At 68.8% G+C, this 26,299-nt stretch carries 33 protein-coding genes and 3 pseudogenes; 22 read left to right on the top strand and 14 right to left on the bottom strand.

The window, feature by feature from the left end; translation table 11 throughout:
• Positions 1 to 48 precede the first annotated feature (48 nt).
• From OG299_RS40065 to OG299_RS40055, 3 genes and pseudogenes are all read left to right on the top strand, one after another.
• Positions 49 to 699: an HD domain-containing protein gene (locus OG299_RS40065; RefSeq protein ID WP_327364379.1), complete on the top strand. Its 651-nt coding sequence runs from the start codon at positions 49 to 51 to the stop codon at positions 697 to 699.
• Positions 700 to 954: 255 nt separating this feature from the next.
• Entirely contained in the window at positions 955 to 1,614 is a 660-nt protein-coding gene (locus OG299_RS40060) for an alpha/beta hydrolase (protein WP_327364378.1), read from the top strand.
• An 18-nt stretch (positions 1,615 to 1,632) separates the two neighbouring features.
• A pseudogene (locus OG299_RS40055) lies at positions 1,633 to 1,845 on the top strand (GlcG/HbpS family heme-binding protein); the annotation flags it as partial.
• 180 nt (positions 1,846 to 2,025) lie between these two features.
• Here the strand turns inward: OG299_RS40055 and OG299_RS40050 are convergent.
• Complete coding sequence (locus OG299_RS40050; protein ID WP_327364690.1) at positions 2,026 to 2,643, bottom strand: TetR/AcrR family transcriptional regulator; 618 nt, start codon at positions 2,641 to 2,643, stop codon at positions 2,026 to 2,028.
• A 166-nt stretch (positions 2,644 to 2,809) separates the two neighbouring features.
• Here OG299_RS40050 and OG299_RS40045 point away from each other — a divergent pair, with 166 nt between their 5' ends.
• The 3 genes from OG299_RS40045 (at position 2,810) to OG299_RS40035 (ending at position 5,300) form a co-directional block, all read left to right on the top strand.
• A complete protein-coding gene (locus OG299_RS40045; protein WP_327364377.1) occupies positions 2,810 to 3,652 on the top strand; it encodes an alpha/beta fold hydrolase in 843 nt (280 codons plus the stop codon).
• A 57-nt stretch (positions 3,653 to 3,709) separates the two neighbouring features.
• Positions 3,710 to 4,606, top strand: coding sequence for an MBL fold metallo-hydrolase (locus OG299_RS40040; protein WP_327364376.1), 897 nt, complete (start codon positions 3,710 to 3,712; stop codon positions 4,604 to 4,606).
• A 550-nt stretch (positions 4,607 to 5,156) separates the two neighbouring features.
• On the top strand, positions 5,157 to 5,300 hold the full coding sequence (locus OG299_RS40035) for a hypothetical protein (protein ID WP_327364375.1): 144 nt from the start codon (positions 5,157 to 5,159) through the stop codon (positions 5,298 to 5,300).
• 7 nt (positions 5,301 to 5,307) lie between these two features.
• On the opposite strand, the gene OG299_RS40030 is transcribed toward OG299_RS40035, so the two are convergent.
• From OG299_RS40030 to OG299_RS40000, 7 genes are all read right to left on the bottom strand, one after another.
• Positions 5,308 to 5,670, bottom strand: a complete 363-nt coding sequence (locus OG299_RS40030) for a hypothetical protein (protein ID WP_327364374.1) — start codon at positions 5,668 to 5,670, stop codon at positions 5,308 to 5,310.
• Between the two features lie 193 nt (positions 5,671 to 5,863).
• Entirely contained in the window at positions 5,864 to 6,520 is a 657-nt protein-coding gene (locus OG299_RS40025) for an NADPH-dependent F420 reductase (protein WP_327364372.1), read from the bottom strand.
• A gap of 66 nt (positions 6,521 to 6,586) precedes the next feature.
• Entirely contained in the window at positions 6,587 to 6,964 is a 378-nt protein-coding gene (locus tag OG299_RS40020) for an ester cyclase (protein WP_327364371.1), read from the bottom strand.
• Positions 6,937 to 7,431, bottom strand: a complete 495-nt coding sequence (locus OG299_RS40015) for an ester cyclase (protein WP_327364370.1) — start codon at positions 7,429 to 7,431, stop codon at positions 6,937 to 6,939. The genes OG299_RS40020 and OG299_RS40015 overlap by 28 nt, the downstream gene beginning before the upstream one ends.
• 52 nt (positions 7,432 to 7,483) lie before the next feature.
• On the bottom strand, positions 7,484 to 8,152 hold the full coding sequence (locus OG299_RS40010; protein ID WP_327364369.1) for an SDR family NAD(P)-dependent oxidoreductase: 669 nt from the start codon (positions 8,150 to 8,152) through the stop codon (positions 7,484 to 7,486).
• A gap of 230 nt (positions 8,153 to 8,382) precedes the next feature.
• Positions 8,383 to 8,955 carry a YceI family protein gene (locus tag OG299_RS40005; RefSeq protein WP_327364368.1) on the bottom strand — a complete coding sequence of 191 codons (573 nt, stop codon included), beginning with the start codon at positions 8,953 to 8,955 and terminating at the stop codon, positions 8,383 to 8,385.
• A gap of 92 nt (positions 8,956 to 9,047) precedes the next feature.
• Positions 9,048 to 9,482: a hypothetical protein gene (locus tag OG299_RS40000; protein ID WP_327364367.1), complete on the bottom strand. Its 435-nt coding sequence runs from the start codon at positions 9,480 to 9,482 to the stop codon at positions 9,048 to 9,050.
• Between the two features lie 222 nt (positions 9,483 to 9,704).
• Between OG299_RS40000 and OG299_RS39995 the strand changes: the two are divergent.
• The 3 genes and pseudogenes from OG299_RS39995 to OG299_RS39985 form a co-directional block, all read left to right on the top strand.
• Positions 9,705 to 9,857 (top strand): annotated as a pseudogene (locus OG299_RS39995) (IS630 family transposase); the annotation flags it as partial.
• Between the two features lie 239 nt (positions 9,858 to 10,096).
• A complete protein-coding gene (locus tag OG299_RS39990) occupies positions 10,097 to 10,768 on the top strand; it encodes a hypothetical protein (RefSeq protein WP_327364366.1) in 672 nt (223 codons plus the stop codon).
• A gap of 742 nt (positions 10,769 to 11,510) precedes the next feature.
• Positions 11,511 to 12,482, top strand: a complete 972-nt coding sequence (locus OG299_RS39985; RefSeq protein WP_327364365.1) for an alpha/beta hydrolase — start codon at positions 11,511 to 11,513, stop codon at positions 12,480 to 12,482.
• A gap of 5 nt (positions 12,483 to 12,487) precedes the next feature.
• Here OG299_RS39985 and OG299_RS39980 read toward each other — a convergent pair.
• Positions 12,488 to 12,824: pseudogene (locus OG299_RS39980) on the bottom strand (transposase); the annotation flags it as partial.
• A gap of 52 nt (positions 12,825 to 12,876) precedes the next feature.
• Positions 12,877 to 13,815 (bottom strand): AraC family transcriptional regulator, encoded by a 939-nt coding sequence (locus OG299_RS39975; RefSeq protein ID WP_327364364.1) that lies wholly within the window; start codon positions 13,813 to 13,815, stop codon positions 12,877 to 12,879.
• 111 nt (positions 13,816 to 13,926) lie between these two features.
• Here OG299_RS39975 and OG299_RS39970 point away from each other — a divergent pair, with 111 nt between their 5' ends.
• Both OG299_RS39970 and OG299_RS39965 read left to right on the top strand, forming a co-directional pair.
• Positions 13,927 to 14,775 carry an NmrA family NAD(P)-binding protein gene (locus OG299_RS39970; protein ID WP_327364363.1) on the top strand — a complete coding sequence of 283 codons (849 nt, stop codon included), beginning with the start codon at positions 13,927 to 13,929 and terminating at the stop codon, positions 14,773 to 14,775.
• Between the two features lie 8 nt (positions 14,776 to 14,783).
• Positions 14,784 to 15,218 carry a nuclear transport factor 2 family protein gene (locus tag OG299_RS39965; RefSeq protein ID WP_327364362.1) on the top strand — a complete coding sequence of 145 codons (435 nt, stop codon included), beginning with the start codon at positions 14,784 to 14,786 and terminating at the stop codon, positions 15,216 to 15,218.
• A gap of 224 nt (positions 15,219 to 15,442) precedes the next feature.
• On the opposite strand, the gene OG299_RS39960 is transcribed toward OG299_RS39965, so the two are convergent.
• Positions 15,443 to 15,802, bottom strand: coding sequence for a nuclear transport factor 2 family protein (locus tag OG299_RS39960; protein ID WP_327364361.1), 360 nt, complete (start codon positions 15,800 to 15,802; stop codon positions 15,443 to 15,445).
• Positions 15,803 to 15,827: 25 nt separating this feature from the next.
• Complete coding sequence (locus tag OG299_RS39955) at positions 15,828 to 16,613, bottom strand: SDR family oxidoreductase (protein ID WP_327364360.1); 786 nt, start codon at positions 16,611 to 16,613, stop codon at positions 15,828 to 15,830.
• Positions 16,614 to 16,712: 99 nt separating this feature from the next.
• On the opposite strand from OG299_RS39955, the gene OG299_RS39950 reads away from it, so the two are divergent.
• Positions 16,713 to 17,228 carry a winged helix-turn-helix transcriptional regulator gene (locus OG299_RS39950; protein ID WP_327364359.1) on the top strand — a complete coding sequence of 172 codons (516 nt, stop codon included), beginning with the start codon at positions 16,713 to 16,715 and terminating at the stop codon, positions 17,226 to 17,228.
• A 429-nt stretch (positions 17,229 to 17,657) separates the two neighbouring features.
• On the opposite strand, the gene OG299_RS39945 is transcribed toward OG299_RS39950, so the two are convergent.
• Complete coding sequence (locus tag OG299_RS39945; RefSeq protein WP_327364358.1) at positions 17,658 to 18,635, bottom strand: aldo/keto reductase; 978 nt, start codon at positions 18,633 to 18,635, stop codon at positions 17,658 to 17,660.
• A 250-nt stretch (positions 18,636 to 18,885) separates the two neighbouring features.
• Here OG299_RS39945 and OG299_RS39940 point away from each other — a divergent pair, with 250 nt between their 5' ends.
• From OG299_RS39940 to rpsN, 3 genes are all read left to right on the top strand, one after another.
• Positions 18,886 to 19,773, top strand: coding sequence for a helix-turn-helix transcriptional regulator (locus OG299_RS39940; protein ID WP_327364357.1), 888 nt, complete (start codon positions 18,886 to 18,888; stop codon positions 19,771 to 19,773).
• A gap of 680 nt (positions 19,774 to 20,453) precedes the next feature.
• Positions 20,454 to 20,690 carry a 50S ribosomal protein L28 gene (rpmB, locus tag OG299_RS39935; protein WP_327364356.1) on the top strand — a complete coding sequence of 79 codons (237 nt, stop codon included), beginning with the start codon at positions 20,454 to 20,456 and terminating at the stop codon, positions 20,688 to 20,690.
• Positions 20,690 to 20,995 (top strand): 30S ribosomal protein S14, encoded by a 306-nt coding sequence (gene rpsN / locus OG299_RS39930; RefSeq protein ID WP_327364355.1) that lies wholly within the window; start codon positions 20,690 to 20,692, stop codon positions 20,993 to 20,995. The genes rpmB and rpsN overlap by 1 nt, the downstream gene beginning before the upstream one ends.
• A 221-nt stretch (positions 20,996 to 21,216) precedes the next feature.
• Here rpsN and OG299_RS39925 read toward each other — a convergent pair whose 3' ends face one another.
• Positions 21,217 to 21,684, bottom strand: coding sequence for a Fur family transcriptional regulator (locus OG299_RS39925; protein ID WP_327364689.1), 468 nt, complete (start codon positions 21,682 to 21,684; stop codon positions 21,217 to 21,219).
• 610 nt (positions 21,685 to 22,294) lie between these two features.
• On the opposite strand from OG299_RS39925, the gene OG299_RS39920 reads away from it, so the two are divergent.
• The 7 genes from OG299_RS39920 to rpsR all read left to right on the top strand — a co-directional run bounded on the left by OG299_RS39920 (position 22,295) and on the right by rpsR (position 26,226).
• The gene (locus OG299_RS39920) at positions 22,295 to 22,822 is read left to right on the top strand and encodes a GTP-binding protein (protein WP_327364354.1); all 528 of its coding nucleotides are present in this window, start codon (positions 22,295 to 22,297) and stop codon (positions 22,820 to 22,822) included.
• Positions 22,823 to 22,907: 85 nt separating this feature from the next.
• The gene (rpmF, locus tag OG299_RS39915; protein WP_007267665.1) at positions 22,908 to 23,078 is read left to right on the top strand and encodes a 50S ribosomal protein L32; all 171 of its coding nucleotides are present in this window, start codon (positions 22,908 to 22,910) and stop codon (positions 23,076 to 23,078) included.
• 4 nt (positions 23,079 to 23,082) lie between these two features.
• The gene (locus tag OG299_RS39910) at positions 23,083 to 24,267 is read left to right on the top strand and encodes a GTP-binding protein (RefSeq protein WP_327364353.1); all 1,185 of its coding nucleotides are present in this window, start codon (positions 23,083 to 23,085) and stop codon (positions 24,265 to 24,267) included.
• A gap of 94 nt (positions 24,268 to 24,361) precedes the next feature.
• On the top strand, positions 24,362 to 24,526 hold the full coding sequence (gene rpmG, locus OG299_RS39905) for a 50S ribosomal protein L33 (protein WP_327364352.1): 165 nt from the start codon (positions 24,362 to 24,364) through the stop codon (positions 24,524 to 24,526).
• 22 nt (positions 24,527 to 24,548) lie between these two features.
• Positions 24,549 to 24,797: a type B 50S ribosomal protein L31 gene (locus tag OG299_RS39900; RefSeq protein WP_327364351.1), complete on the top strand. Its 249-nt coding sequence runs from the start codon at positions 24,549 to 24,551 to the stop codon at positions 24,795 to 24,797.
• Positions 24,798 to 24,823: 26 nt separating this feature from the next.
• Entirely contained in the window at positions 24,824 to 25,936 is a 1,113-nt protein-coding gene (locus tag OG299_RS39895) for a CobW family GTP-binding protein (protein WP_327364688.1), read from the top strand.
• Positions 25,937 to 25,989: 53 nt separating this feature from the next.
• A complete protein-coding gene (gene rpsR / locus OG299_RS39890; protein ID WP_327364350.1) occupies positions 25,990 to 26,226 on the top strand; it encodes a 30S ribosomal protein S18 in 237 nt (78 codons plus the stop codon).
• Positions 26,227 to 26,299 lie beyond the last annotated feature (73 nt).

The following is a 26,299-nucleotide window of genomic DNA, read 5'->3' as shown; positions in this document are numbered from 1 at the left end:
CACGAGTGCCACTGACAGGTGGGTCCGGTACGCGCCTACGGTCGTCTCATGGACACTGAAGCCGGCCTCCTGCCGGCACTCCCGGACACTCCCGTCGCCCGTGCCGCCGTCGAGCTCGTTCTGTCGTGTGAGAGCGAGCCGGTCGCCAACCACAGCATCCGCAGTTACGTGTTCGCCGCGCTGCTGGCCGAACACGAAGGGCTGAAGACGGGCATCGACTTCGACGCCGAACTCCTCTTCCACGCCTGCGTCCTGCACGACCTCGGTGCCTCGCCGTCGGCTCCGGGCCAGGCGCGGTTCGAGGTCGAAGGCGCCGACATGGCCGCCCGGTTCCTCACCGAGCACGGCTATGGAGCCGACCGGACCGACCCGGTGTGGGAGGCGATCGCCCTGCACACCTCGGACGGCATCGCCGAACGCCGTGGAGTGCTGGCCTACCTCACCCGCCGGGGCATCGGAGTCGACATCGGCTTCGGAACCGAGTTCGTCACCGACGCCCAGGGCGAGGCGCTGCACGGCCGCTATCCGCGGCTGGACATGGCCACCGTGCTGGTCGACGACGTGGTGCGGCAGGCGGCCCGCTCCCCGCAGGCCGGCGCCCGCTACACCGTCCCGGGCGAATTCCTCCGTGAGCGCGGCGAACCCGGCGCCGTCACCGCCCTCGAACTCGCGGCGCGGGCCTCCCGCTGGGGCTCCTGACGCCGACACCGCGCCGCAGGGCAGAACCTTGGCACCGGGCCTTCCCCGACGGGCCGCCGTACGCCAGATCTGCGCGCTCACGTTTTCGCGTGGTGTCGGGGCGTCCGGCCGGCTGATGACCTGGGTACGGTCTCATGGGAGCAGCCCGGCGACGCCGTCCATGGGCGAATGCGGAGGTCAGCGGTGAGGAGTCAACACGAACCGACGCGGTCCGGCCGCGCAGACATCGACGCGGCCCAGGCTGCAGCAATCCATATGATCGTGCTTCCCGGTGGCGGGTACGCCGCACACGCGGCACACGAAGCGGAGCCGGTCGCCGACTGGCTCGGTGCGCTCGGCATCTCGGCGAGCGTGTTCCGGTACCCGCTCCATGCGCGCCATCCCGAGCCCCTGCTGGCGCTGCGAGCCGAGATCCGGCGCCGCCGCGAACAGGGCGCCGAGGGCATCGGTCTGATCGGGTTCTCCGCAGGAGGGCACCTGGCCGGGCATGCCGCGCTCGCGCCGACCGCCGACTCGCGTGAGTCGGTCCAGTTCGCCGTACTCGGTTACGCGATCACGTCGATGGAGACCGAGACCTACCGGCCCTCTCGGATCATCCTGCTCGGCGAGGACGCCTCGCCGGACCTGCGGCGTGAGACATCGCTGGACAAGCTCGTGACCGCCCCATCACCACCGTTCTTCCTGTGGCACACCGCCGAGGACATCTACGTCCCTCCGGAACACACCTACCGCCTCGCCGCGGCCTTGGCCGCGCACGACGTCCCGCACACCGTCCATGTCTTCGCGCACGGCCCCCACAGTCTCGGGCTCGCCCGAGGGGCCGGCGACGCGACGGCCTGGACCACGTTCGCAGCCTCCTGGATCGCCGAACAGATCGACACTCCCGCCAGAGGCACCACGAACTCGCACCGCTGACGACAGGGGCAAACCCCCGTGATCATCAACCTGGACACGGCCCAGACCATGGTCGAGAGGACCCGCGCCCGGGCGGTGGCGATCGGCGTCCCGATGAACATCGCCGTCGACGGCGGCGGACACCTGCCCGCGTTCGCCCGCATGGACGGCGCGATCCTCGGCTCGATCGACATCGCGCTCGCCAAGGCCAAGACCTCGATCCTGTTCAACGGGCAGAGCGAGAACCTGTGGGAGTCCGCTGCAGATGATCTCCTGAGCGGCCCCTTCGATGGTTTCCGGGCGGTCCCTGTCCGAGCCCCCTGCCCTGCTGCTGCGACCGGGGCACTGCTGATGCCTGCATCAACGGCTCGGCAACGCGTGCGGGCTGCCCGGTACGGCAAGCCGCAAGCGTCCACCTGGGTCTCGGAACGTTCACCCTCCGGGCGCAGCGCTCAAAGCGATATCCAGGAGCGTCTTGGCGGCTCGCCGGGCATCGGTGAACACCTGCGCGTCGTTGCAGGAGGCTGCCAGCGCATTGGCGCCTTCGAAGATCACGGCGAGTTGCCTGCCAAGGGCCTCCGGGTCGGCCGCTCCGGCCTCTGCGGCTGTGGCCACGAGGCGCTCGCGGAAGGCGTGCTTGTGTCGTTGCGCGAGGCGGGCGACCTCGGGGAGTTCTCCGGCGCCCTCGATGACGGCGTTGTGGAAGGGACACCCGCGAATGAGCGCGGACGGGTCCCCCTCAAGGGGGTTGAAGATCGCCAGCAGCCGCTGGGCCGGGGAGAGGTCGTCGCGCTCCAGCTCCGCTTCGGCGGCGATGGGCGTCTCAGATTCGAACCGGCGAAGATACTCCTCCACCAGCGCGTTCTTGGTCGGGAAGTGCGCATAGAAGGTGCGGGGCGAGACGTGCGCGGCCTCGATGAGCGCCGCCACGCCGGTGGCGTGGATGCCGCGTGTGTAGAAGAGCTCCTCCGCCGCCCGCAGGATGCGCTCACGCGCACCGCGCCCGCCGCGGACCGCCCCGCTGATTGGTGTCGTTGCCCCCGTACTCATGAGCATAAGCATAACGAACGCTTTACATTCGATGCCGAGCGGCGTAGCGTCGACAACATGTAAAGCGATCGCTATACCTTGATGAGGCTCAGTGGCTCATGACCAGCTCCTGCCCGCCCGAGCGTCGATCACGACCCCTGCAGGGCAGGCCTGAAGGGAGACTCCTATGACAGGGTCCTACGCGCAGGCGCCCATCACGACGGTGTCTGCCGCCAACGGCATCGAGTACGCGTACCGCGAGGTCGGCGAAGGCGGTGTGCCTCTGGTCCTACTCACGCACTTCCGAGGCAACCTCGACAACTGGGATCCCGCCCTGGTCGACGCCCTGGCCCGGAGCCGGCGTGTCATCGCCTTCGACAACACCGGCGTCGGCCGGTCCAGCGGCAGGACGCCCAGCACGATCGCGCAGATGGCGTTGGACGCCATCGCGTTCACCGACGCCCTGGACCTGGCTGAGGTCGACGTCCTCGGCTTCTCCCTGGGCTCCTTCGTGGCCCAGGAGATCACGCTGATCCGGCCCGCGCTCGCACGGCGCGTCGTGCTCGCCTCGGCAGCACCGCAAGGCGCGCCCGGTATGCACGGGTGGGCGAAATGGGTCATCGAGGCGGTGGGCGAACCGGAGATCGTTCCCGCATCGGTGCTCGACGTCTTCTACACCCGATCGCCGGAGAGCCGGTCGGCCGGCGAGAAGGCCATGGGGCGGATGTTCACCCGGGAAGAGCTGGACACGGCCACGACGTGGCAGACGCGCCAGGCCCAGTACGACGCGGTCTCCGCCTGGGGCATCCCCGACTTCTCGCTCCTGGAGCGGGTGACCGCGATCCAGGCACCGGTGTTCGTCGCCAACGGCGACAGCGACCCCATGATCCTCCCCCGCTACTCCCACCTGCTGGCCGGACTCATCCCCGGCGCGGAGATCAAGATCTACCCGGACGCGGCACACGGCTTCCTCTTCCAGCACCACGAACCGTTCGCCAGTGACGTCGCGCACTTCCTCGACCGCCAGTGAACAGCCCTGCCCCCACATTGATTACGCGACCGCATGCACTCACCGAAGGGAAATACCATGTCCACCATCACCGACATCGGCCATGACGTGTTCGTGGCGGACCCGCTGCCGATGAACGGTCCCGGGCCGCTGCCGGGCGGAGCGCCGCGCGCCTTCCAGCCCCTCGCGGTCACCCTGATCCACGGCCGCCAGGACGCCGTCCTCGTAGACCCGCCGCTGACCCGCGAGCAGGCGGAGCAGGTCGGAGACTGGGTCGAGGCGACCGGGCAGCGGCTGACGCACATCGTCGCCACCCACGGCCACGGCGACCACTGGTTCACCGCCGGCATGCTCGCCGAACGCTTCGGCGCCCAGGTCGTCACCACTGCAGGCGCCATCGCACGGATGCACGACAACGTGTACGCCCGGGAGGTCCTGTGGGACGTGATGTGGCCCGGCCAGATCCCCCCGTCCCCCGTCACGGCCGTCACGGTGCCCGGCAACCGCCTCACCCTCGAAGGACACGACCTCCACATCGTCGAAGTGGGGCACGCGGACAGCGACGACAACGCGGTGCTGCACGTGCCCGACCTCGGCCTGGTGGTGGCCGGCGATGCCATCTACAACGGGGTCCACATGTACCTCGCCGAATCGGCCGACGGCGACTTCGGCCCCTGGCGCCAGGCCGTCGACACCCTCGCCGCGCTGAAGCCGCGCCGCATCGTGGCAAGTCACCAGAACAGGAACCTCGACGACAACGCGGCACGGCTCATCGCCGAGACCCGCCGATACCTCGACGACGCCGAGGCCGCCCTGGCCGCGCACGACACCCCGGCCGACTTCTTCGACGCGATGCTGAAGCGCTACCCGGAACACCTCGGCCCGACCGTCCTCTGGGTCAGCGCACGTGCCCTCTACCTCGCCCGTGAGGGCGGCGACCCTGTGCAGAACCTCGTCGCAGCCTGGACGCTGTAAGCCAATCCGAAGCCGCCACCAGGATGGCCGCCCGCAGCTCAACGGTGTAGCGGAGCGCAGGCCCTGGCCGCTGCCCCACCCCGAGCCTGCGGCAGTCCACTGCGGCCGAGCCCCCCGTGCACCCCGAGCCTCCGCAGCGGACCCTGAAGAGGTGCGGCAAAAATTCGAATACGGCCAATTTCGCCGCTTCCGTCATCTGACGTAGTTCCGGGCGCCGGATGCCCGGGGGCCACTGCTGCTCCGGGCGCATCAGCTCGTCGCACAGTCCGGCCCGGGAGGTCACTCCGACTTTGGGAAGAGCTGGTAGAGGGTAGGGGTGGGTTGAGACAGTTCGCAGGGACAGGGAAGAGCTCTTCGACGATCCGCCGGTCGGTCAGGCCGACGGCAGCAAAACGCCCCGATCTCCTGCCTCGGCATCAGAGCCAGTCTCACGGCGGGGAGCCGTACGAGCGGGGCTGCCGCAGGCGCGCAGTTCCTGGTTCACCCGATCGGCTCACCGCGCCAAGCCGTTCAAAGTGCTGGGCCGCGGAGCACGGGTGGAGGCGCTTCCATGCCGCAGCTGACCAGCGTCCGCCCGCTCCTTCCCGCCGCCAAGCCGGACCAGGCGCCGGATCCGCCGGCCGCGTATCACACCCCCGGCGAGCCCTCACCCCGTGTCGGCAACGCGGCCGGAGCCAAAGCCCTGAGCAGATGACCCTCGGTCAGCAGGGCCGGTAGGACGAGATCTTGTTGTCGATCCACGAAGGGATCGTGGCCCACCACTCCCCGGGGCCGATCCTGAACTCGAGACCGCCGTAGTTCTTGTGTTCGTAGAAGCACATCGAGAGGTTCGTGCTGTTGCCTATGGAGGACGTGGTGTCCTTCGCCGGCCCCGTGAGCTCCGCGATCTGTACCGGCGCGCCGCTGGGGTACACCGGGATCGAGTAGTTGGGGTTGGCGTAGATGAAGACACCGCCGAGCGCGGCGGCCGGAGTGGCGGTCGCCACAACGCCCGCCGTTGCGGCCAGGGCACCTAAGACGCCAGCCACGGCCAGGCGCTGCTTGGTCTTTCGCAGGAACGACATGAACTCTTCCTTCTCTTCAGGGGAGGAACCCGACCGTTGAGCGACTCGTGCCGGGCTGGATGGAAGCCATTCCGTGACGTCATGCAAGATCTTGCTGCAAGCACTGAAATGGTTTCACGGGAATGACGGGCAGACAACTCCCGTGCACCGAAAAACAGTTCCTCGCACGGCCTTGCTCCTCTACGTGTGGAACTCAGTGGCCGGCGTCGTGCACGGCGGCGGTTGCCTGGGCGAGGTCGACGACCTCGCCGCCGGAGCCGTACTGATCCAGGTCCCCGCCGGGAGACTCGATGCGTCCGGCGTCAGCCAGGCCGCCGGCCTTGACGGGGTCGAATCCGGCCGTGCGGATCAGCCGCTCGGCCGTCGCCGCGGCGCCCTCGTCGTCCGTGGCGTAGAACAGCGCCGCCCGTCGCGGCGTGCGGTTCGCGCTCGCGGCGAGCACCTCCGCGGCGAGGGTGCCGAACGCCTTGACGTAGTGGGCGTTCTTGGGCAGCAGGGCGGCGGCCACCGACCCGGCCGACTCCCCTTCGGGCAGCGACCGCGTGATCTGGCCCTTCTCGTCGAAGGCGATCGGGTTCGAGGGGTCGATCACGACCTTGTCGTCGAGCAGGGGCGCGACCTGCGGGATCAGCTCCCTCATGGCGTCAAGCCAGATGGCGAACACGACCGTATCCGCATCGGTGATCGCGTCCTGCACAGAGGCGGCGCGGGCGAGGGGACCGAGCTCGTCCGCGATCTCCGCGGCGCGCACGGGGCCCTTTCCCGCCAGGACGACGCTCTCACCTCCGGCCACCAGGTTTCGGGCGAGCGCGGCTCCGATGTTGCCGACGCCTACGATTGCGGTGGTCATCTCCGGCCTTCCTCTCCGTTGACGTGGAATCAGTTCAAGCTTGAGTGTTCTAGACGTCCCAATGTCTCAGGCGTCCTGGATGTCGTCGGATAGCAGCCCGAATGCCTGATACGCCCGCACCCAGTCGACCGACTCCCCGTGCTCGACGATCAGCCCGTCCTCGATGCGGAAGAAGTCGAGCGTGGTGAAGTCGGCCGCCCGCCCACTCCCGGCGATGGTGCCGTCCCACACGCTCCGGGACGCGAGCCGGTTGTTCTCGGCGACCATGTGCGCCTGCAGGGCCCGCCCGTCGGGCATCGCCCCGCGGCTGATCGCCAACGCGCCGGCGAACGCGTCGCGGCCGTCGGGCGTCCAGCCCGAGTTCTGCAGGTACTCCTCACCGACCACGTCGACGTCCTCGGGCCTCCCCGTGGTGATCACACCGTCGTAGAGGCGACGCACCACGGCCGGGACTCCTCCCGGGTCACCGGCCGCCCGGCGGCCTTGCCGAACGCGGTGCCGACCTTCTCGGGGAACAACCCGCCCTCGGACTCCTTGACACCGAGGATCTGCTGGAACGCGCTCGCCGCCTTCGGGATGGCACCGATCGCGACCAGGATCCGGTACGTGTCCACGACCTGCCAGTGCTCGACGATCTCGTCGTCGCGCACGCGGAAGATGTGCGAGGCCGAGGTCTGGACGCGGTGCCCGGTTGCCGCGTTCCCCGCGTACTCGCCCTGATGGGTGCCGGTGATGACCGTGCGCAGCGCAACCTGGTCACCTTCGGCCAGGACGCCGATGTTCTCGTGCACCTCGAAGCGGAGATCCGGGAAGGACCGGCGAAGGCCCGCGTAGTGGTTCTTGACGCCGGTTCGGCTGCAGGTGCCGTGCACGTCGTACGACAGCACCGAGTGCGCCAGAACTGTGTCCATGCGGCCCCACGTAGCCGTCGGGGTCGGCGCTACGTGATCCGCTCCTGACGCATCAACGCATCACCAGGCCGCCGTCGACCGTGAGTACCTGGCCCGTCAGCGCGGCGGCGCCCTCGCCGACGAGCATCGCCACCACAGCTGCGGTGTCGTCGGGGGTGAGCGGCCGGGGCAGCGCCTGGCGCGCCGCGACCTCCTCGAACTCCTCCGCCGGCACGACACTGGTAGCCGGAGTGCGAGTCAGCCCCGGGGCCACAGCCGTGACTGCGATCCCATGGCCGCCGAGCCCGACGGCGAGGGCGTGGGTCATGCCGATCAACGCCCCTTTGGACGCCACATACGCGAGCATGTGCGCGCCCGGGGGGCGCCAGAACGTGTTGGACACGATGAAGACCACCCTGCCGAAGTCCCGTTCACGCATCCCCGGCGCGAAGGCCTGGGTGAGCAGCAGCGCCGACTCGACATTCACTGCTTGGACCTGATGCCACAGGTCGAGTTCGAAGTCCTCGAACGGTCCGAAGGCGACCATGGCGGCCGAGTGGACCAGAACGTCGCACCTGCCGTAGCGGTCCAGCACCACTTGCGCGGCCCGGCGCACATCGGCCGGATCACCCAGATCGACCGGGACATCACCCGCGCGGTCGAGCACGACCACGGTGTGATCGACCGCAAGCCCCGCAGCAATCGCGCTGCCGATCGCACCAGCGCCGCCGGTCACGACCACGACCCGCCGGCTCCCAACGGTCTCATCAGACGCGGTAGACACTGCTCAGCGCTCCTCTCACTGCCGAACTCGTCGGCACCCGGCTGCCCACCTCGGCGACCAGCCGCCACAGAGAACCCATAGCGCAACAAGCCAAGACTCTTCACGCACCGTCGTCCAAGACCTGCTACCGGCTTCAGCGATAGCCGCCCGCTATCAAGCTGTTCGGCTCGCGGCCCGAGCTGGTCGCCTCATGCGGCCGTTTCGATGGGCGCGAGGACGGCCTCAACGTCGACCGTCACATCGACCATGGGGCTGACGACCACGCCGCCGCGGTCGACCACATCGTTCCAACTGGCACCGAAGTCATGCCGATTGATACGCGTCGTGGCTATGAATCCGGCGCGTCGCCTGGGACCGAGGTCCCGCCCCTCTTCCCACCAAGGGGTATCCCACTGTCCCAGGTACGTGACGTCGAAGGTGACGGGGCGCGTCACGCCGCGTACCGTGAGATCTCCGGTGACCTCGAACTCGGTTCCGCTCATCTGGTGAATGCCCGATCCGGAAAACGTCCATGTTGGGTGGTGCTCGACGTCGAAGAAGTCAGCGCTGCGGAGGTGGGCGTCGCGCTGGGGCTGACCGGTGTACACCTGGGTCGCGTCGACCGTCGCCTCGACGCGCGCCTTCTCCGGCTCGTCGGGATCGACCTCCAGAAGGCCGTGCACGTTCTTGAGCTGCCCGCGCACATAGGTGACCATCATGTGCCTGGCGCGGAACTCCGCCGCGGTATGACCGGGCTCGAAGAACCATTTGGTCATGGCCATGTGCGCCCCTGACTTGCCCCTTACCGGGCCGGATCCGATGACGGTCACGGAGCGCGTACAGCAGCCGTTGGGACCGACGTGCTCGTGGTGCGTCACCGGTGTTCGTACACGCCCTCGGCGATGAGCGAGACGCCGATACCCAGCATCCAGACGTCCTTGGCCAGCACGATTCCCTGCTCGGTCGGGCGCAGGCTGCCTTCCTGCCGCATCCCCGGCGTACACAGGTAGAGCCCGACGGTGCCAATGGAGAATGCGGTGAGCGCAACCCCGGCGACAGCGGCGGGGACGACCGGCAGGAGCAGTGTCGTGGCAATGGCGAGCTCCCCGGCGGAGAGCAGCCGGACGAACTTCTGGGCGTCGTGCTTGCCCAGGAACGGGTAGGTCGTGGCGGCGAACTGCTGCAGCCTCTCGGCGGTGCCCTCGTCCGCACCGAGTTTCGAGAGCCCGGAGTTCAGGAAGAACGCGCCGACCGTGAGCCTGAGCGGAAGTTGCCGTGCTGCGGAACATCGTGCCCAACCGGATGCCATGCCGAGCCTCCCAACATTGGCCCCAGATACCACCCTGCCATCCGTTCGAAGCATGTCAAACGGGGCCGATTCTCCCCCACCGCTGGCCCCGGAGCCCCGGAGCAGGTCAGTGCAGGTGAAGCTGCCAGTCCGCCGGGGCTTTGCCCCGGGGTCGGCTGCGAGGCCGGGTGTGAGGTCGGCGGTGCCAGTAGCGGACCCTCGTAGTCAGTCAGGGTCCGCAGGCTGACCGACCATGAGGGCCAGAAGCAGCAACAGATCGTGCGGCGGGGCAGTAGCAACTCAGTGTGGTTCCGTCGGGTGATGATGCTGCTGGCCTCGGCCGGCGGCAGCACGGTCCCGGTGATCGCGCGGTTGGTGCAGGCAGAGCAGGACACCTGCGCGGCCGACCTGCCTTCACCGCGCTTCTGACCAACCCTGACTGCTGGCAGCCGCCTCCGCCTGACGCTGGCCCCGCCGACGCGGCCTCGGCGACGCACTCGGGACCGGGGGTAGCGGTAGTGGCTCCGCGTGCCGCAGGTGGGAGTTCTTCAGTTGATCACTGCAGAGACTGATGGCAGGATCGTCCGCCGGTCCGGGATTCGGACAAGCGAGCCATTCGAACGGGGAGTTGGGGTATGCGTGTGAAGACCGGGACGGGCACTGCCACAGTGCTGCTGGTGGTGTCGGCGCTCTTCGTGCCCGGCTGCGGCGCCGAACCGTCGAAGGGCGCGGGCACACCGGGGACGGGGGCCGCCTCCAGGCCTGCGGCGGGTGCGGACGCCGGCGCGGGCTCGGGCACTTCCGCGGCGGAGTTCTCCACCGTGTTCAACACCGAGCAGAAGATCCAGGCCGCGCTGCCCGACCCCGCTTCGATGAAGGGCTGGAAGCCGAAGACGGGCAGCGCGAACGTCGTCGAGCAGCCCACGCCGCCGGCACAGTGCGGCCCCGACTGGGACTGCGCCGCCGTGGCCGACGGCTCTGCGAAGTTCGAGGAGGTCGGGGAAAACGTCATCTTCCATCTGCGCGCCTTCACCGACCAACCCACTGCGCAGGACGCCTGCCGCAAGGAAGCGACGCAGATGGCCAAATACACCAAGGCTGAGGTCGCACCCCTCGACGGCGCCACGAGCCACGCGTACTACCGCAATGCCGGAGGCCTCGACGGCATCAACGTCAGCCTCTGCCTGGGTACCGTCGTCGGCCGGGTCACCATTGAGGGCGGGGGAAGCAACCTGGATCCCAAAACCGCGCACTCCATGGCCCGCATCCTCATCGACCGTGTCCGCAAGGCCGCCGCAGCATCCTGACCCCCCTCCCGCACCCGCTCGGTACTGGCCTTCCAACAGCAGGGACCGAAGCAGATGCCGATACGGACGCGGGTACGGGTGCGGATTCCGCAGCGGGCGGCGCCGCCCACGGATCGCGGGCTGCACCAGCGGCCCGCACGTCCCTGGAGCGCGCCGGGCGCCCGCTGCCGGCGCTGGTGCTCCCCAGGGGGCGCCCGCGATGCCCATCCGTGAGGCCAGCACCTGCCTCGTGCTGTGACCGCGAACGTTTGCCGGGTTGCTCGTTGTGCTGGTCGGAAGTGACTGCCAGCAAGGGAAGGCGGAATGACTCAACCAGTCAGGGTCCGCAGGCTGACCGAAATCAAGCCGGTGATCGAGGTTTGCGAGTACTACGGCACCGTTCCGTGGCAGCTCTCCCGACACGAAGTTGACCGGCACTGGCTCTGTTCACAGGAAGCGGTTCTGGCACGACTTCTGTCGTGACGAGCCGACACTCGGCGCATCAAGTCGGCGCACACGGGAAACCGGCACGTCAGCGAATTGGTCTGGTGCCTACAAGAGCTCGCACAGCACAGGTCCACAGAAGTTGAGCCAGAGCTCAGGAAGCAACAGCGTTTGCTCACCGGATTGGGAGGCGGTTACTGGCCCTAACAGAAGCCGAGCCCGCCCTCTCCCGATGTTGCGCCGATTCGCCATTGAGAGACGATGAAACTGGCTCGGCGCTGTCCGCAGTCCCCAAATCTGCCGAGACAGGAGGCGTGGCATGCCCGCGAATCCGTCGTTCCCGACCCCCGTCCTGGAACCCGCGGCCAAAGAGCTGGCGGACGCCACCTCACCGCACCCGCGCATCTACGAAGTCCCACCGGAGAACGGCCGCGAGATGCTCGATGACCTGCAGGCCGGGGAGGGCGTGGCCAAGCCCGCCGTGACCGAGGAGTGGGTGAGCGTAGACGCGGGACAATACGGCCACGTCCGCGCCCGTATCATCCGCCCCGAGGGAGCGACGAAAACCCTCCCGGTGGTGCTGTACATCCACGGCGCCGGATGGGTATTCGGTGACGAGAACACCCACGACCGACTGATACGTGAACTCGCGGTCGGATCGGACGCAGCGGTGGTCTTCCCGGTCTACGACCTGGCCCCCGAGGCGAAGTACCCCACGCAGATCGAGCAGAACTACGCGGTCGGAAAGTGGATCGTCCAAAACGGCGAGGAGCAAAACCTCGACACCTCCCGGATCGCGGTCTGCGGCGACTCGGTCGGCGGCAATATGTCGACCGTGTTCGCGCTGATGGCCAAGGAACGCGGCGATGTCAGCCTGGCGGCCCAGGTGCTGCTCTACCCTGTCACCGACGCCAACTTCGACACGCCCTCGTACCAGCAGTTCGCCGAGGGGTACTACCTCACCCGCGACGGGATGAAGTGGTTCTGGGACGCCTACACGAGCGAGCCCGGGCAGCGCGAAGAGATCTACGCGTCCCCTCTGCGGGCCGACATCGAGCAGCTGCGCGGCCTTCCCACCACCTTGGTCATCACCGATGAGGCCGACGTACTGCGTGACGAGGGCGAGGCGTACGCATCCAAGCTGCGCGAGGCCGGTGTGGACGTCACCGCGGTGCGCGTGTTGGGGATGGTCCACGATTTCCTCATGCTCGACAGCCTCCGCGACTCCAAGGCGACCGTTGTCGCACGCACGCTGGCCGTCGAGGCACTGCGCCGAGCACTCCACTCTTAAAGGCCCTAACAGAGGCGCCGGACGTGTCGGTGGGGGATGAGGCAGGTGGCCAGGCCGAGGAAGGCTTCATGGATGTCGTCGCGTCGTTCCCATCGGATCCTGAGTCGGCGGAAGCCGTGGAACCAGGCGATGGTCCGCTCGGCCACCCAGCGGTGGACTCCTGGTCCCGACCCATGAGGGACACCCTGTCGGGCAATTGACGGGTTTGACGCTCATCGCCCTGACCAGGCGGCGGTACTTGTCGTGGTCATAGCCGCGGTCACCAAGCAGGCTGTCGGGCCGCTTCCGCAGCCGTCCGACCAGGCCGGCAATCGGCGGGATCTTCTCCAGCAAGGGGATCATGGCATGTCGACCAGCTGAGTCTCGGGCGGGAAGATCCTGCGAGGGGGAGGGGTCAGTGTGCGTGGGAACCGTGGGCAGGGAGCTCCGGCTCGCGCAGCGACTCCCGTTGCCGCCAGGCTCCGGGCGGTTCGCCGTGGTGGCGGCGGAAGGCGGCGGCGAACGCGTAGGGCGAGCTGTAGCCGATCGTGCGGGCGATGGTCGCCATGCCGAGTTCGCCGTTGCGCAGGTGGTCGCGGGCGAGGGCCATGCGCCAGTCGGTCAGGTACTGCATGGGGGTCTGGCCGAGCACGTCGCGGAAGGTCCGGGCGAAGGCTGCCCGGGACAGGCCAGTGATCGCGGCGAGTTCGGGGACTGACCAGTCGCGGCCGGCGTCCCCGTGCATGGCCTGCAGTGCGGCGTTCAGGCGGGGGTCGGCCAGGGCCCGGTACCAGCGGGGAGCAGTGGGGCTGCGGCGGAAGTCGCTGCGGATGGCGAGGACGAGCAGGACGTCGAGGAGCCGGTCGAGCACGGTGGGCTGGCCCGGTTCGGGTGCGGCCAGCTCGTGGGAGAGCAGCGAGATGACGTCCCGCAGCGGGTCGCCGACCGCCGCCTGCAGGGTGAGAACCTGTGGCAGCGCCTCCAGCAGTCCGTTGCCGATGTCGCCGGTGAACCGGTAGGCGCCGCAGAGGAACACGGTCGCCCGGGGGTTCTCGGCCTGCGCGTCGTGGGCGTGCCGGGCCCGGAATTCTTCCGGGTCGAGGCAGTCGGTGCCCGGCTCGTGCCCGATGTGGTGGTCCGGTCCGCCGCGTACCAGCGTCACCTCCCCGGGCACGAGTTCCACCGCGTGGCCCGGGTCGGTGAGCCACAGCCATCCCCGGCCGCGGACCACCGTGTGCACGGCCAGCTGGATCGAGCCGGCCAGCCGCAGCCCCCACGGCGGCTCGGCGACCGTCCGGGCGAAGACCGCGCCGCCGGCACGCGCCCGCGCCAGGTGATCCTGCAGTATGTCCACCCGACCAGTATCGGCAGGACGGCCACACCCGGCAATGGAACGAGCGTTTGACGTAAAAGAACGAGCTATTCGCGCATTGATCCGCTCCCTTGGTGCTCTCACGATGGACCCATGACTGGATCACCGCAGACCGCTCTCATCCTCGGCGGCACTGGCCGCACCGGCTCACTCCTGGCGAAGAAGCTCACCGAACGTGGCCTGGGCGCCCGCACTGCGGCGCGCCACGGCGGCGACGTCCCCTTCGATTGGGACAACCCCACGACCCACCCCGATGCCCTGACCGGGGTCGACCGCCTCTACCTCGTCACCCCCGTCATGCGCGTCACCTACGCCGACCAGGTCGCCGCCGTCCTCGACCTCGCCGAAGCCGCAGGCGTCCGCCACGTCACCTACCTCAGCACCTACGGCGCCGACCAGGCACCGCCCCAGGTCGACATCAAGGCCGTCGAGGCCGACCTCGCCGCCCGCGGCGGCATCACCCACTGCGTCCTGCGCCCCTCCTGGGTGATGCAGAACTTCGCCGACGCCCACCTGCCGGTCATCGACGGGGCTGTCACGGTCCCCACCGGCGGCGGCAGGGAGGCCTTCGTCGACGCGGACGACATCGCCGCCGTCGCGGCCGAGACGCTGCTCGCCCCCACCGCCCACGCCGGCGCCCACTACGCGCCCACCGGCCCGCAGGCCCTCACCGTCGCAGAGGTCGCCGACACCATCACCGCCGTGACCGGCCGAACCGTCGCGCACCACGACCTCGACCCCGAGGTGTGGATCGAAGGCGCCATCGCCGCCGGCCTCGTCCCCGCCGACTACGCGGTGATGCTGCGCTGGCTGACCGGCGCCATCTCCTCCGGCAACGGCTCCACGCCCAACGACGACGTCGAGAAAGTCACCGGCCGGCCCCCGACCGCCTTCCTCGACTTCGCCCGGCGCAACGCCCACGCCTGGACGGCGGGCCGGTGACCGGGCCCGTGGACGACATCACCGACTTCGCGGCGCTGGACCCGTTCTTCCGCATCGTCCAGGAGGGCCTGGCGGGCCTGGTCGACGGCGAGCACTTCTTCGACCTCTTGGCCGAGGACGTGGTCGTCGAGTACGTGGTCTCCGTCCCCGGCTACCCGCGCCGCATCCAGGGGCGGCGGGCGGTCGCCGACCTGTACCGCGGCTACGGCGACATCATGTTCCTGCACAGCGCGGACGGACTCGCCGTCCACCACGACCCCGCGACGTCCGTCGTCGTGTTGGAGTACGCCGTGCACGGGAACGTGGTCCACACGGGACGCGCCTACGACAACCACTTCGTCTCCGTGATCACCATCGAGAACCGTCAGGTAACGCACTGGCGGGACTACCTCGACCCCGTCGCCGTCTTCCAGGCCATCGGGTGGCCCGCCGAGCCTCGCTAGTGCTCTGACCGTGCAGATTCGCCGGGTTGACGGGGATATTTGAATCTCACCCTGACTGAGGATGGCCTCGGAGTTGCTCGCCTTGAGTCCTCAGACGCGCACGTGCTGATCCCGAACTACAGGGCCGGCCCGGTGGTTGAGTGGCTGGGCACGACGGCCTGGAACGGCGTTGACGGGCGAGCGGGCTTCTCGCATAAGGCGGCAACGGGTGGCGTTGGAAGGACTCAGGGTCCGATGACGAGACGTTCGATGAGGCCGTCGCGGAGTGTGAACTGGTAGCGCAGATCGATCGACCCGCCGGGGAAGTTGCCCTCGAGGTGGTGGGTGGCGATGTAGCGGGTTGCGTCGGTCTGCTGGGCGTCGGTGAGGTGGATGGTGTAGGTGAATTCGGTGGCGGATCGGTCGAGCCACTCCCCGATCCCCTGGGTGCCCTCGTAGGTGTTGCCGTCGTCGATCACCGTGGCTTCGCGGGTGAAGGCGGTGATCGCGGTGGCGGTGTCGTGGGCGCGGTGTGCTGTCAGGTAGCGGGTGATCACCTCGGGCAGGGTGTCGGGAGTGGTGGTGCGGGGCTGGTTGTCGTGCATGACGGTCCTTGGGGTGGGGGTGGGTTCAGACGGTGGGGGTGGTGCCGCCGTCGATGACGTGTTCGGCGCCGACGATGGCCGAAGCGCGGTCGGAGACGAGGAAGGCGACGAGCTCGGCGACTTCCTCGGGGCGGTTGGGGCGGCCCAGCGGGATGCCGCCCAGGGAGTCCATGAGCCGGCCCAGCGCCGCTTCCTGGGTGATGTCTGCGTCGTGGGCGATCCGGGCGACGAGGTTGTCGGCGGCCGAGGTCTGCACGAAGCCGGGCGAGACGGTGTTGACGCGGACGCCGTGCGGGGCGACCTCGTTGGCCAGGCCCTTGCTGTAGGTGGTCAGGGCGGCCTTGGCGGCGGCGTAGGCCAGGGTGCCGTTCCACAGCGGCATGCGGCGCTGGATCGAGGTGACGTGCACGATCGCGCCCTTGCCCTTGGCGATCATGTGCGGGAGGAGTGCGCGGTCCAGGCGGACCGCGGCCAGCAGGTTCGTGTTCAGCTCCCTTGCCCAGTCGTCCTCGCCGAGCGCCGCGAACCCTCCGGCCGGCGCCTCGGACCCGCCTAGGGTGTTGACCAGGATGTCGACGCCTCCCACGCGGGCGTCCACCTCGGCGGCTACGCGGACTGCGCCCTGGGCGTTGGACAGATCGGCGGTGATGAACGCCTTCTCCTCGACGTCGCCGGGGCGGCTTCGGGCGGTGACCAGCACGGTCGCGCCGGCCTCGGCGAGACGTCGGGCGATGGCCGCCCCGGTGCCCTTGGTGCCGCCGGTCACCAGAGCGCGTCGGCCTTCGAGGGATTCACTGATGGATGTGGTCACGGTGTGCTCCGTTCCCGGACGCGGGCGCAGAGGGCACCGCTCCCGTCTTTACTGCTAAAATAGAAGCCAGTAACTTCGACTTTAGCAGTAACTGAAGGGATGGTCGCCGTGGCAAGCCGGATCAGGTTGGAGGACCGGGAGTGCCCGCTGTCCACGACGGTGGAACACGTCGGTGAGTGGTGGACGCTGCTGATCCTCCACGACGCCTTCGACGGCTACACACGCTTCGACCAGTTCCAGGAGAGCCTGGGCATCTCCTCCAGCATGCTCACCACCCGGCTGAAGACCCTCGTCGCGGACGGGCTGCTGGAGCGCCGGCCCTACCAGACCAACCCCGTACGCCACGAGTACGTCCTCACCGAACTGGGGCGCTCCCTGCGCCCGGTGATCGTCGCCCTGGCCGCATGGGGCAACTCCCGCCTCACACCGGCCGAACGCAGCATGATCCTCATCGACGCCCACAACGGCGAGGAAGTCGAACCCGTCGTCGTCGACGCCAAGACCGGCCGCCGACTCGACGACAGCGGGACCTACGTCTTCACCGCAGGCCCCGCAGCCAGCGACGCCATGCGCCACCGTTACGCGACGCGACCGACCACCCCCGCGGAGGCGTAGGGCTGCCCCGAACAGGCACCGAACGGGCTTGAGCAGGGCCGGGACGCACAGGTCGCACCCGATCGGCCAGGCAACCCCGGCTCGCCACCAGCATCAAGCATGCCAATCATCCCGAGCCGTTGAAAACTAGATCAAGTGAGGCGAGGAGCAACACCGGTCGTTTCCAAGGTTCTGACCGCCCTTCCGTGATGACTACGCCAGAAGGATGGCCACGTCGAGGACAGGCAGCCGCCGTGCAACCGCCTGAGCAGTGCGGGACTCTTTGGCCTCACGGAAGCGCGGTCAGAACCCGATAGTTGGCCACATCGACGCTCAGCCCTCTGAGATGCGCCAGAAAGCTCGCGAAGCCCCTGGACCTTATGATCCAGGGGCTTCGCGGCCATGACTGGTGTCGAGCCTGCGGACGCCACCGTCACAAGGTGTGCCCGGTCACCGGTCGATGACGGCCATGTTCCCTTCGTCGTGGCGCTCGCCAGCAGCCGGGGTGAGGTTGTTCAGCCTCTCGACCTGCGCGTCGGTCAGCTCGATGGCGTCGGCAGCGGTGTTCTCCTCGACGCGGGCGACGCGCTTGGTACCGGGAATGGGGGCGATGTCGTCGCCCTGGACGAGCAGCCAGGCCAGGGCGATCTGTGCCGGGCTCGCGTCCGCTTCGGCGGCGACGGCCTTGACCTCGTCGACGATGCGCAGGTTGCGCTGGAAGTTCTCGCCCGTGAAGCGCGGGTTGGTCTTGCGCCAGTCGTCGTCGGCAATGTCGTCGGTGGAGCGGATCTGGCCGGTGAGGAAGCCGTGGCCGAGCGGCGAATAGGGCACGAGGCCGATGTTCAGCTCGCGCAGCAGCGGCAGGATCTGCGCCTCGACGTCCCGGGTCCACAGGGAGTACTCGGTCTGCAGCGCGGTGACCGGGTGCACGGCGTGGGCGCGGCGGATGGTGTCGGGGCCGGCTTCGGACAGGCCGATGTGGCGGACCTTGCCCTCAGCGACCAGCTCGGCCAGTGCCCCGACGGTGTCCTCGACAGGAGTGCTCGGGTCGACCCGGTGCTGGTAGTACAGGTCGATGTAGTCGGTGCCGAGACGCTTGAGCGAGCCCTCGACGGCGGTGCGGACGTTCGCCGGGCTGCTGTCGATGACGCCGGGGCCGCCACCGGAGTGCTGCACAAAGCCGAACTTGGTCGCCAGCACGACCCGGTCGCGGCGCCCCTTGAGAGCCTGGCCGACCAGCTCCTCGTTGGTGTAGGGGCCGTAGATCTCGGCGGTGTCGAGGTGGGTGACGCCCAGGTCCAGTGCACGGTGGATGGTGCGGATCGACTCGGCGTCGCTGCCCTCTCCGACGTTGTAGTAGCCGGACATCGACATGGCACCCAGGCCGATCCGGGAGACCTCCAGACCACCCAGTGAGATGTGCTTCATCAGAAAGTTCCGTTCCTCGGTTTCCGGTTCCCGGGCGATATCACGCCCGGGGCGGAGCAGCCGCTCACGGCGGATACCCACCAGGGCCGACCGCCGGATGCCATGATCAGCGCGATGCGGTGAGCCCGCCATCCAGGCAACCACCCGCAGCCACCGCGTGGGCCGCCGTAGGGGGCACCCTTGTTCCGGGGGTCTGCCAGTACCCCCTTCCAGGACACTGGCGGGCCCGGGCCCGCCGTACGGTGGATGCATGGACCGCAGCGCCGAGATCCGTGAGTTCCTGCGCACCCGCCGAGCCCGGATCACCCCCGAGCAGGCCGGCCTCGCACCGCATCCCGGCGCCCGCCGGGTACCGGGGCTGCGCCGCGAGGAAGTCGCCCAGCTCGCCGGGGTCAGCGTCGACTACTACGTCCGCCTGGAGCGGGGCCGCACCCAGAACGTCTCCGAAACCGTCCTGGACGCCGTCGCCCTCGCCCTTCAGCTGGACGAGACCGAACGCGCCCACCTCTTCGACCTCGCCCAGCCCACCGCTGCCCGCACCCGCAGCAAGCGGCCGCTCAGCCCGCAGCGGGTCCGCCCCGTCCTGTACCGGGCCCTGGACGCCCTCGCCGTCCCCGCGATGGTCCTGGGACGGCGCATGGACATCCTGGCCGCCAACCGGCTCGGCTCCGCCGTCTTCACCGACTTGCAGGCCCGACCCCACCGCGATCGGAACTTCGCCCGCTACGTCTTCCTCGACGAAGCGGCCCACAGCCTGTACACCGACTGGGAGAAGGCCGCCGGCGACTGCGTGGCCACGCTGCGCCTGTACACAGGACGCCACTCGGACGACCCACAGCTCACCGAGTTGATCGGAGAGCTCTCCCTGCACAGCGATGCCTTCCGCCGCATGTGGGCCGACCACGACGTCCTCGCCCACACCACCGGCACGAAACACCTGCACCACCCGCTCGTCGGCGACCTCACCCTCGACTACGTGGCCCTGTCCGTCGAGGGCGACCCCGACCAGACCCTCATCGTCCTGACCCCCGAACCGGCCTCCCCTTCCGCCGAGGCCCTCGGCATACTCGCCAGCTGGACCGGCACGCCCACCATCAGGCCGCACGCCCCCGAAGAGACACACACCCCAGCCAGCTGACACCCGCAAAGCACTCGTTTCTGAGCGTCCTACCTGCTTCCCTGAGGGGCCATCCCGGTGCCGGCCCCGACTGCTGTCAGCCAAAGAATCCCGCGCTGCTCAGGCGGTTGCACGGCGGCTGCCTGTCCTGGACGCGGCCATCCTTCTGGCGTAGTCATCACGGAAGGGCGGTCAGAACCGTTTCCAAGTACCGCCATCAGCTTCGGGTCGTGCATGCAGCGGTCACCGACGAGGGCGCGCAGAACGGCCATGTTGCCCCGCTGACGGGCGCATTGCCCGGCGGAGAGCGCCATCGGGAAGTCGAGGCATCCGGCGCATGGTGGCCGCGTCGAAGCTGACGCCCAGTGCCGCCCAGTGCCGCCCAGTGCCGCCCAGTGACGGTCGTCGTGGGGTCCAACACGGGGTGACAATGACGCGCGGTTCCCCCTCCGGCTTCCACTCGAGGCCGCAGCGAAGCCGTCGTGGTTGCGCCCCTGCGTGGAGCAAGATCCGGGCCAGTTACGGGCCAGCACCGGCCCGCCGAAGGCAGAAACTTCATTCTTCCTGGTCATGAGCGGTGTGGCGCGTGTACCACCGGCACTTGGCGGTGGGGACGGGTACGCCTCATCCCATGAGGCTAGTATGTGGGAATGGTTTCCATTACCAATATGTGATGGCTGCAGAGAGAGGCAGGTATCGCCATGTCCGCCCACTGCCAACTGACCGGCGCCAAGCCCGGGTTCGGCAACAACATCTCCCACTCCCACCGGCGTACGTCACGCCGCTTCGACCCGAACATCCAGAGCAAGCGCTACTGGCTGCCCAGCGAGGGCCGCAACGTCCGTCTGACCCTGAGCGCCAAGGCGATCAAGACAGTGGACGCCATCGGCATCGAGGCCGCCGTGGCCCGGATCCGGGCGCGAGGAGTGAAGGTCTGATGGCGAAGAAGAGCAAGATCGCGCAGAACGAGAAGCGCAAGGAGGTCGTTGATCGTTACGCCGCGCGGCGGGCCGAATTGAAGGAGATCATCCGGCGCCCTTCGTCCACCGAGGGCGAGCGCCGGAGCGCGGTGGCGGAACTGCGCCGACAGCCGCGTAACGCCAGCGCCACCCGCGTGCGTAATCGCGACAGCGTCGACGGCCGCCCTCGCGGCTATCTGCGCAAGTTCGGACTCTCCCGCGTACGCGCCCGGCAGCAGGCGCACGCCGGCTTCCTCCCCGGCGTGACCAAGTCCTCTTGGTAGTCCAGCCCGGATGACACTCCGCTGCCCACGCACCCCACCATGAGGATCCGGTGGGGTGCGTCGGCAGCTGTGCCACTGATCTGGGCTACTCCACCTCGGTCTCGCGGTTCGACGAAGCGCGTACAGCCAGCCGGTGCGACGGTGGCAAGCCTAGGTCAGGGATGGAAAGACGGCGTCATCGCCGGTTCATTCGTGAAGAGTCACGAACCGCGGCGTGGAGGTCACCCATGCTGTCCGGACGCCGGCTCGGCTGCCCTCCAAGCTGCGGCCGCTGCACAGTCCGCGCAGGTGCCGAAGATCTCCACGGTATGGGCGATGCTGACGAAGTCGTGTTTGGCCGCGATCGCCGCAGCCCACTTCTCGACGGCCGGACCGTCGACCTCCACCGCCTTGCCGCACGAACGGCACACCAGATGGTGATGGTGATCACCGCTGGAACAGCGCCGGTAGACGGCCTCGCCGTCGCCCGTACGGAGCACGTCGACTTCGCCCGCGTCCGCCAGGTGTTGGAGGGTGCGGTAGACGGTCGTCAGGCCCACGGAGTCACCGCGACGCTTGAGCACATCGTGCAGCTGCTGCGCACTCCGGAACTCGTCGACGTCGTCGAGCACCGCCACTACGGCGGCTCGCTGCCGGGTGGACCGTTGCCGGACTGGCGCGCCGCTCGTCTCGCCAGGCACAGTCGCCACCACTTCCTCCTCTTTGGGCACGCAGGCTCGTCGCGTCAGGCTACGGGTCATACGCCCCACTCTTCCAAACCATGACAGATACAACGGTAATTCCCCCGGCCCAGGAGCCGGGAAGAGGCCTTGCGGAGTCTCCCCAACCTGCACAGGATCGGGGCGACCGGTCTCACGACATCGATCCGGGCGCCTTCTGGAGGTTCGTCACGTCGCATCGCGATCTCCAAGTAGCCGGCGTCCTGGGACTCGCCCTTCCTGAAGTCCGCCGCGTGCGCGAGTTCGGCCCTTTCGGGGGCCGAACCGACGCCGTTGACGACCTCGGCATGCTTCCAACCCACGGCGCGCCCCGCTTCCCCCATCACGCTCGCCCCGCGACGCCCCGCACCGCCGGTCCGGCGGGCCCAGCGATAGGCCCCACGCCCTGCAGGTGCCGACTCCCGAGCACCGCCCGGCATACCAATACGTAGTTCGGGCGCCTCCGACGAACCCGACATGACGCCATCGCGCCACCGTCCCGACACCCCTACCGGCAGACCCTCCCGCCGCCACGCAAGCCACAGCCAGCATCTCGGCATGATATAAAAATGGAAACCATTTCCATAAAGGAGATCGGTTCATGCAGGCCGACGGGCACGGCCAGGCGGAGGCATGGGCGGCCTGGATGGAGCCTGCGATCTCCGCTTACGCCCACCCCCATCCCGACCGAGCGGTGTCCACCTTCGTCTGGCGCTCCCGCCGACCGGTACACCCCGAGCGGCTGACCGAAGCACTGGGCGACACCACGCTCGGCGTACTGCGAAGCCGCGGACACCTCTGGCTGGCCAACCGGCCGGAGTCGGCCGCCACCTGGCGCTCAGCCGGTGGCCACCCGGAAATCCGCGAAGCCGACCACTGGCTCGAGGCACCCGCCTCCCCTGCCTGGGAGGCCGCGTCCCCGCAACGCCGCACGCTCGCATGCTGGTTCTGGGACGCCTACTACGGCGAGCGGCGCAACGAGATCGTGTTCACCGGTGCCGGCCTGGACGCCGACCGCATCGGCGGCGCGCTGGACTCCGCACTGCTCACCGACAGCGAGTTGTCACTGGGACACGAAGGCTGGAGGACCCTGAACGACCCGCTCCTCAGAGATGCCGAAGGTCATTGAAGATCCACACTGAGCATTAATTGAAAATGGTCGTCGTTTTCATATAGGCTCACGCGAGCACCTTCGACACCCACAGGAGATCCCGATGGCCGTCCCCAAGCGGAAGATGTCCCGCAGCAACACCCGTCACCGCCGGGCCCAATGGAAGGCCACGACCCCGCAGCTCGTCCCGATCACCGTCGACGGCTCCGTGTACCAAGTACCGCAGCGACTGGTGAAGGCGTACGAACGCGGCCTGCTCCGCCCCGAAGGCTGAGCCGATGGCACGCCCGACGAACGCCCCGCTCCCCGTCACCGTCCTGTCCGGATTCCTCGGAGCCGGCAAGACCACCCTGCTCAACCACGTGCTCGGCAACCGTGAAGGCCTGCGGGTCGCGGTCATCGTCAACGACATGAGCGAGGTCAACATCGATGCCGCGCTCGTGCGCGGCGGCGAGGCCGCGCTGTCGCGCACCGAGGAGCGACTGGTCGAGATGACCAACGGGTGCATCTGCTGCACCCTGCGCGACGATCTGCTGGAGGAGGTGGACCGACTCGCCCGCGAGGGGCGCTTCGACTACCTGCTCATCGAGTCCAGCGGGATTTCCGAGCCCATGCCCGTCGCCGCCACGTTCTCCTTCCCCCGCGACGACGGCGCCACCCTCGGCGACCTCGCCCGCCTCGACACCATGGTCACTGTCGTGGACGCCGCGAACTTCCTGCCGGAACTCGCAGGCGGCGACGAGCTCACTGCCCGCGGACTGGACCAGTACGAGGACGACGAGCGCACCGTCAGCGATCTCCTCATGGACCAGATCGAGTTCGCGGACGTGATCGTCCTCAACAAGCTCGACCTCGTCGCGCCCCAGGACGTCACCCGGCTGCGCGCCACCCTCGCCCGACTCAATCCCGAGGCCCGGATCGTTCCCGCCGTACGCGGCCAAGTCGCTCTCGAACAGGTCCTGGGAACCGGTCTCTTCGACGTCGAACGCGCCCAGCAGGCCCCGGGCTGGGTCAAGGAGCTGAACGGCGACCACGTCCCGGAGACCGAGGAGTACGGGATCTCCTCGCTCGTGTTCCGCTCCGAACTCCCCTTCCATCCCAACCGACTGTGGACCTTCGTCACCAAGGGCCTCGACGGCGGGACCTTCGGGCAGATCCTGCGCAGCAAGGGCTTCTTCTGGCTTGCCAGCCGCCCCCGCGTGACCGGCCTCTGGTCCCAGGCCGGCGCGGTGGCCCGCTTCGAGCCTTCGGGCGCCCGCGGGCCGGACACCACGCAGGGCCAGGAACTCGTCTTCATCGGTACCGGCCTGCGCGCCGACGCACTGCAGGCAGCCCTCGAAGCCTGCCTCCTCGGCCCGGACGAAGCCGTGCCGACCGCGGACGCCTTCCCGGACTGGGAGACGTACGGGATCGACGACGCCTGGGAGCACGAACACGCGCAGGCCGTGGCCACCGCCGCCTGAAGACTCCGGGCCGGACGGTGGTCGCAGCCACGGCACCGTCCGGCCCGGTTCTCTCATCCATTGAAAACGATTCCCATTATCGTATACTCAGGCCATGGCACGCAACGAAATACGCCCGATCATCAAGCTCCGCTCCACCGCCGGCACCGGCTACACCTACGTCACCCGCAAGAACCGCCGGAACGACCCGGACCGCATGGTGCTGCGCAAGTTCGACCCGGTGGTCCGCCGCCACGTCGACTTCCGCGAAGAGCGCTGACCCCACCGAAAGAAGCACCCTCATGAAGCCTGGAATCCACCCCGCCTACGGCCCCGTCGTCTTCCGCGACAAGGCCGCCGACTTCGCCTTCCTCACCCGCTCGACCGTCACCAGCGGCAAGACGGTCGAGTGGGAGGACGGCAACACCTACCCGGTCATCGACGTCGAGATCTCCTCGCAGAGCCATCCCTTCTACACCGGCACCGCGCGTGTCCTGGACACCGCGGGTCGCGTCGAACGCTTCGAGCGGCGCTACGGAGGGAGCAAGTGACCCTCCCCGTCGTGATCGTCGGCGGTATGCACGCCGACGCGCGCATGGAGACCGTCGAACACCTGCTGCGCGCCGTGCCGGGAAGTATCGCCCTGCACCACGATCTGTCCTCGGCTGCCGCGGGCAACGTACTTCGCACCCTGCGCGATTCCGGGGGCGAGATATCCGCCGACGAGACTCCGCTGGTCAACGACTGCGCCTGCTGCGCCCTGCGCGAGGACCTCGTACCCGAGCTGGAGCGACTGGCCGCGAGCGGGCTGACCCGCCTGGCCGTGGTGGAACTCTGGGACTCGGTCGAGCCCCGGGCGATGGCCGAGGTCGTGGCCGCGCACGCCGGTGACGTACTGGAACTCACCAACGTGATCACCGCCGTCGACCCGGCGCTCGTCCTGCCCTGCCTGGGCAACGGGGACGACCTCGCCGAGGCCGGACTCGCCGCCGCGGCCACCGATCAGCGGACCGTCGGGGACACCTTGGCCCGTCAGCTCGAATACGCGCCGGTCCTCGCGATCGCCGACAGCCAGGAGGCCGACGACGAGGACCGCGCCCTGCTCGCCCAGCTACACCCGACGGCCCGGCAGGTGCCCACTGGCTCCAGCGAACTCACCCGCTTGGTGTTCGCCGGTTTCGACGTGGAGACGGCCGCCGCCGCGCAGCACCCCGCGTGTGCGCTCCTCCCCCAGGAGGCCGACGAGGCGGGGGTTGCCACGCTCGTGTGGCAACGCCGCCGGCCGTTCCACCCCGAGCGGCTCTACCAGGCCCTGGAGGACCTGACCTGCGCCGCGGCCCGCAGCCGCGGCCGGTTCTGGCTCGCCGACCGCCCCGACACCCTGCTCGCCTGGGACGCCGCGGGTGGCGCGCTGTGCGTGGAGAACGCCGGCCCCTGGCTGGCCTCGCTCCCCGACGCCGCCTGGGACCTGGTCCCCGCCATGCGTCAGGCCGCGGCCGCCCTCGACTGGGACCCCGAGCACGGCGACTGCTGCCAGCACCTGGTCTTCACCTCGCCGGGACTCGACCGCGACGGGATCGAACAGCTCCTGGATTCCTGCCTCCTGACCGAAGCCGAGTACACGGCCGGGCGCGAGGCGTGGAAGCAGCTCCCCGCCGCCTTCGGGCCGCTGCTCGACTCCGTTGCCTGACCCCAGCGACCCACTCACCAACACCCCGAACTCCGTACCCCCGAGGAACACCCATGGCCCGCCGCCCCTCCCCCAGCAAGCCGCTGAAGTCCCGCCCCAACCCGCTGGACACGGCAGGAATCACGTACATCGACTACAAGGACACCGACCTGCTCCGAAAGTTCATCTCCGACCGCGGCAAGATCCGCAGCCGCCGCATCACCCGTGTCACCGCGCAGCAGCAGCGCCAACTCGCCCTGGCCATCAAGAACGCCCGGGAGATGGCCCTGCTCCCGTACGCCAGCCGGTAGCGCACGGCCACGTCGGGCCAAAGAGTCGTAGGACAGCCGGGTCGGCGAAACCTTACGGCTCAGGCTCGTCGTC

It is taken from the genome of Streptomyces sp. NBC_01296 (assembly GCF_035984415.1).
Classification (GTDB): Bacteria; Actinomycetota; Actinomycetes; order Streptomycetales; family Streptomycetaceae; genus Streptomyces.
This window is presented reverse-complemented; position numbering and strand designations above follow the sequence as displayed.